At 41.3% G+C, this 4685-nt stretch carries 4 protein-coding genes and 1 tRNA gene; 1 reads left to right on the top strand and 4 read right to left on the bottom strand.

What is annotated here, in order from left to right; all coding sequences use genetic code 11:
• Positions 1 to 5: 5 nt before the first annotated feature.
• Positions 6 to 1592 (bottom strand): citramalate synthase, encoded by a 1587-nt coding sequence (gene cimA, locus ACKPQ4_RS05100; protein ID WP_407680129.1) that lies wholly within the window; start codon positions 1590 to 1592, stop codon positions 6 to 8.
• Positions 1593 to 1725: 133 nt separating this feature from the next.
• Between cimA and ACKPQ4_RS05095 the strand changes: the two genes are divergently transcribed.
• A complete protein-coding gene (locus tag ACKPQ4_RS05095; RefSeq protein WP_407680128.1) occupies positions 1726 to 3309 on the top strand; it encodes an AMP-binding protein in 1584 nt (527 codons plus the stop codon).
• Positions 3310 to 3353: 44 nt separating this feature from the next.
• Here the strand turns inward: ACKPQ4_RS05095 and ACKPQ4_RS05090 are convergent.
• The 3 genes from ACKPQ4_RS05090 to ACKPQ4_RS05080 form a co-directional block, all read right to left on the bottom strand.
• Positions 3354 to 3429: transfer RNA gene (locus tag ACKPQ4_RS05090), tRNA-Lys, on the bottom strand.
• Between the two features lie 310 nt (positions 3430 to 3739).
• A complete protein-coding gene (locus tag ACKPQ4_RS05085) occupies positions 3740 to 4201 on the bottom strand; it encodes a hypothetical protein (RefSeq protein ID WP_407680127.1) in 462 nt (153 codons plus the stop codon).
• 121 nt (positions 4202 to 4322) lie between these two features.
• Positions 4323 to 4613 (bottom strand): hypothetical protein, encoded by a 291-nt coding sequence (locus ACKPQ4_RS05080; RefSeq protein WP_407680126.1) that lies wholly within the window; start codon positions 4611 to 4613, stop codon positions 4323 to 4325.
• Positions 4614 to 4685: the final 72 nt, after the last annotated feature.

Here is a 4685-nt window from a genome sequence, read left to right as displayed (position 1 = left end):
GAAATCTACGACTGGGATTCAGTTTCGAGTAAAATCTTATAATTTACCGAGTCAACCAAAGCTTCCCAACTTGCAGTAATCACATTATCACTGACCCCAACTGTGCCCCAAGTTAAATGGCCATCAGTAGATTCGATATGTACCCGAGTGATCGCATTCGTGCCCTGGTTGCTTTCAAGAATACGCACCTTGAAATCGACTAGGCTGATTTGAGATATATAAGGAAAGTCTTTCTCCAAGGCTTTACGCAGGGCTTGATCGAGGGCTGATACTGGACCGTTACCCTCTGCCACTACATGTCGGGTTTCTTCTTTCACGCGTAATTTGACCGTAGCTTCGGAGGTGGTTGCATCTTCTTTGCTTAATCCTTCGACTCCCACATGAAATCGTAAAACCTCAAAGACTGGATTTTCGCCACGAAGAAAACGCCTGAGTAAAAGATCAAAAGAAGCATCTGCAGATTCAAATTCGTACCCTTTGAACTCCAAACTTTTTAATTCTTCTAAAAAGGACTTCATCTCAGGAGACCTTCCATCGACATCCATGCCCATCTCTTTTGCTTTTAGCATGATACTGCTTCTACCAGACATGTCAGATACAAGCACTCTTGTACGGTTGCCAACGGTTGCCGGGTCGATGTGTTCGTAACTGCGAGTTGACTTAGACGCGGCATCTGCATGCACGCCACCTTTGTGAGCGAAAGAAGCAGCTCCCACATAGGGGGCTCGAATGTCAGGCCGCAAGTTGGTGGAGTCGTCAATAAAGAGAGAAAGGTCTCGAAGCTTGGAAAGATTCTTCGAGCAATTGGTCGATCTATCCATTTTGAGTTCTAAGTTAGGAATAATCGTAGTAAGATTGGCATTTCCGTTACGCTCGCCATAGCCGTTCATCGTTCCTTGGACCATGACGGCACCAGCTTCTACTCCAGCCAAACTTACCGCAACTCCGACCCCCGCATCGTTGTGACAATGTACGCCAATTTTTGATTTTGGAAAGCGTTCAACGACAACTCGTGTGCTTTCTTCAAAAGGGGTGACCAACTTTCCACCATTAGTTTCGCACAAAGTAAGAAAGTCAGCACCTCCACGATCGGCGGCTGCCAAGGTGGATAGGGCATAATCTTTGTTGTCGTGAAAACCGTCGAAAAAATGTTCTGCGTCATAGATGACCTCTTTACCCTGTTCTTTTAAGTATCGAACGGTATCTTCGATCATTAGAAGGTTTTCTTCCGGAGTCGTGCGTAAAACATCTGTAACATGTAAAAGCCACGATTTTCCAAATATGGTAACCACTGGAGTATTAGCATCTAAAAGTAGTTTTACTTGGGCATCCTGATCTACTTCGGTTTTTGCTCTTCGTGTCGATCCAAAAGCGGCGATTCGTGCATGCTGAAGATCGAGGCTTCCCACCTGTTCAAAAAATGCCATATCACGGGGATTACTTCCCGGCCAGCCTCCCTCAATGTAATCGACTCCAAATTGGTCAAGTTTTTCAGCAACCCGAAGTTTGGAGGCAACGGTGAAAGATACACCCTCAGCTTGTGAACCATCTCGCAAGGTAGTATCGTAAATTAAAACGTTTTGTTTGCTCATGAGGTGATAAAAAAATCGGGAAAAGAGAACGGATCAATTAATGCACAAAAAAGAAACATCTTTATTGTTTAAGAGAGCATATAATGCTCACCTCTCCTAGGTTGGCAACGGCAAACAAATAGGTGTATTCTTAATGAATATGAGATTTGATTTATCCAGTCATCTGGGAAAAGAGATTTTTGATTCATTAAGGTCTGCCCCTTTTCAACCCTATTTATTGGACTATGGAATACCTAAGGTGAAAAGCTTTAACCGGGGTTTGGTTCTCGCACTTTCTCTTCTCTTTTCGAAAGATTTTAAGATTTTCCCCAAGGGTTCTAGAATAGGAGTTATTTTACCTCCAGGTATCGCTGGATTTGTTTCGAACTTTGCATTGCTTCTTAGCGGTCGGATTCCTGTGAATATTAACTATACGATGGGCAAAGAATTAAATCTTGAAGTGCTACAAGGTGCAGGGGTTACCACTGTGGTGACAGCTTCAAAAATGATGAAAAAGTTTAACGAATTTCCATGGCCAGAAAATTGCTTGTTGGTGGATGATTTCTTTAAAGGGGTGGCTAGTAAACGGTTCTTGATATTGAAAACTTTTATAAAGGCATGGATATTTCCCTCGTGGACTAGTAAAGAATTTGAGGTTCCTCAATACGGAGGATCAGACTTGGCGGTCTTGATTTTTACCAGCGGGAGTTCGGGTAAACCGAAGGGGGTAAGATTAACTCATGCCAACCTGCTGGCTAATTGCGGACAACTATATGACTTGGAATTATTCGAGAATCAATCGAAGGTATTGGTTAACCTTCCACTTTTTCACAGCTTTGGTTTTACCGTGGGTATGCTTTTTTCGACTTTGCGTGGTTTGCACCCAGTTACATCACCCTCTCCCTTAGACCATAAATTGAATCTCAGAATTATAGCTGAGCAAAAAGTAAGAATTCTTTTAGGTACGCCCACGTTCCTGGGAGGCTACCTAAAAAAAGCAAAGAAGGGAGAACTCAAAAGTATTCAATTTGTAGTGGCTGGAGCGGAAAAAAGTCCGCAAACTTTTCGTGATCGTTGGGAGCGGGAAGCCGATTGCCAATACCTGGAAGGGTATGGACTCACAGAAACCTCTCCAGCTATTTCTTTTAATCTGCCTGCTACTGGTAAGCAGAGTGGTTCGGTTGGAAGGTTGTTACCTGATGTGGAGTGCCAGACCATAGATCCGGAAAGTGGTGATATTACTCCTTTGGCAGAGGGGGGAATACTATGTTTTCGTGGGCCAAATATATTTGCTGGATATTGGCAGGATGCTGAACATTCGAATAAGGTGCTCGATGAGAATGGTTGGTTCAAAACTGGCGACCTGGGAAGACTCGACCGAGACGGTTTTCTTTGGATTGAAGGAAGGAGTTCACGCTTTTCCAAAATCGGGGGAGAAATGGTGCCGCATGGACGGGTAGAGGAAGAAATTACTGAGCTTTTGGAGATTTGCCAATCAGAAGGTCCTAAGTTGGTTGTATGTTCTGTGGAGAATGATCAAAAGGGTGAAATTTTAATCGTTGTGTCATCTTTTAACTGTGATCTTAACCAAATTAAAAAAGGCCTTAAAATTAGAGGTTTACCAAACCTTTGGATACCCAAAGAATTGTTACTTGTGAAAGAAATCCCAATCTTGCCTACTGGCAAAATTAATTGGTTAAAAGTAAGATCGTTTGTTACCTCACGAATTAAGGCTTAAAACGAACAAAATACATTCATGGGATAGGTTTTGTTTTATCTTTTTGGTAGGCCGGCCGGGACTCGAACCCGGAACCAATGGCTTAAAAGGCCACTGCTCTACCGATTGAGCTACCGACCCGAATGTAAGCCTTCTTAACTATAGATTAGGATTGTTGCCGTCAATAAACAACGATTGAAAAGTCGAGTCATCCCCCAAGCACTGTTATCTGGTGAATTTTTATTTTATTAAATATGTATTGGACCTTGGTGGAATCTTTAACGGTTGTTTTTACAAAGGTTTTTTCAAGAATCCAATTAAAATAGATAATCTATAATTTTGTGTTCAGTCAGGCTATGCGGTGAGATTCCTAAAGTTTTAATTAGGTCAGATTGGACACACAAAAAATACAAACTATCAACCAATCTGTATTCTAGTCATCTCAACGATTTCAGGCATCTTCTTCTTTTATTTCTTCCAAGGGTAAGCGCAATGGATACCACCGATTAGCCCATCGATTAAATTCCTCAAACTTGATAATTTCTAGCCGCTGTGCCATTTCCTCAACGACTCCTTTTATTTTATCAGGTGAATCTTCACTTTTTGATACAGGCTTGTCAGAAGTAGCTTTGTATGAGTGAGATGGGAGATGGTCATCTAATTCAAACTTTGGAGATCTTACTGTGGTGTCGTGAATTTTTACAAACTCCTTGGCTATTATAAATTCTTGGTCTTGGTAAACCTTTTGATCAAATAAACTTTTAAGCATAGCATATGCGAACATACCCAAAGCGTCGCGGGCGTTGTGAGCAAGGTAATGTCTTTGCCCAAATGTGCTACGCTCATCGACTTTAAAAGAAAATCGGTACTCATAAAGCTCGGGCTCTTTTTGTTTTGTTTTTTTGGGGGGCATGAAACGATTAGGAATTCATTCTATCAATTCAAAATAGAATTAGTCCATAGCATATAATTCATTAAAATAATTCAAGTTTTATTAGCTAGCCAACTAGTATTTTTTGTCGACTCTTGGGGTGTTACCACCAATCCAGACGGTTTGCTAAAAACACAAAAACTAGGCAAAGAACGCCAATGGTTCCCAAAGTGTACAGAATGAGTAAAGGAATTAACATGGGCCATTTTTCAATTTGGTCCAAATTAGGCTCTTTTTTTTCCAACTCGGCGACTCTTCGGTGAATGTAAATGATGCGGGCTCTTTCTTTTTCGTTAGAGGCATGTTTAAGGCATAACTCAAAAAGTTCTTTATCAAAGGAAGAGTTATCTAACTCCCGTTCTGCAACTCCTCTATAATCCAAACCGATAGACATAAAAATAGATTTAAAATTCTATTGCCTGACGGGCAACAATTATGAAGATGGTTGAACCCCAATGAATCGATC

Source organism: Candidatus Chordibacter forsetii (assembly GCF_964187505.1).
Classification (GTDB): Bacteria; Verrucomicrobiota; Verrucomicrobiia; order Opitutales; family Seribacteraceae; genus Chordibacter; species Chordibacter forsetii.
The sequence above is the reverse complement of the archived record's forward strand: the minus strand, read 5'-3'. Positions and strand labels throughout refer to the sequence as shown.

Excerpts from the sequence above, each read along its gene's own strand:
- cimA (WP_407680129.1), bottom strand. The coding sequence starts at position 1,592 with ATGAGCAAACAAAACGTTTTAATTTACGATACTACCTTGCGAGATGGT.
- ACKPQ4_RS05095 (WP_407680128.1), top strand. The coding sequence starts at position 1,726 with ATGAATATGAGATTTGATTTATCCAGTCATCTGGGAAAAGAGATTTTT.
- ACKPQ4_RS05085 (WP_407680127.1), bottom strand. The coding sequence starts at position 4,201 with ATGCCCCCCAAAAAAACAAAACAAAAAGAGCCCGAGCTTTATGAGTAC.
- ACKPQ4_RS05080 (WP_407680126.1), bottom strand. The coding sequence starts at position 4,613 with ATGTCTATCGGTTTGGATTATAGAGGAGTTGCAGAACGGGAGTTAGAT.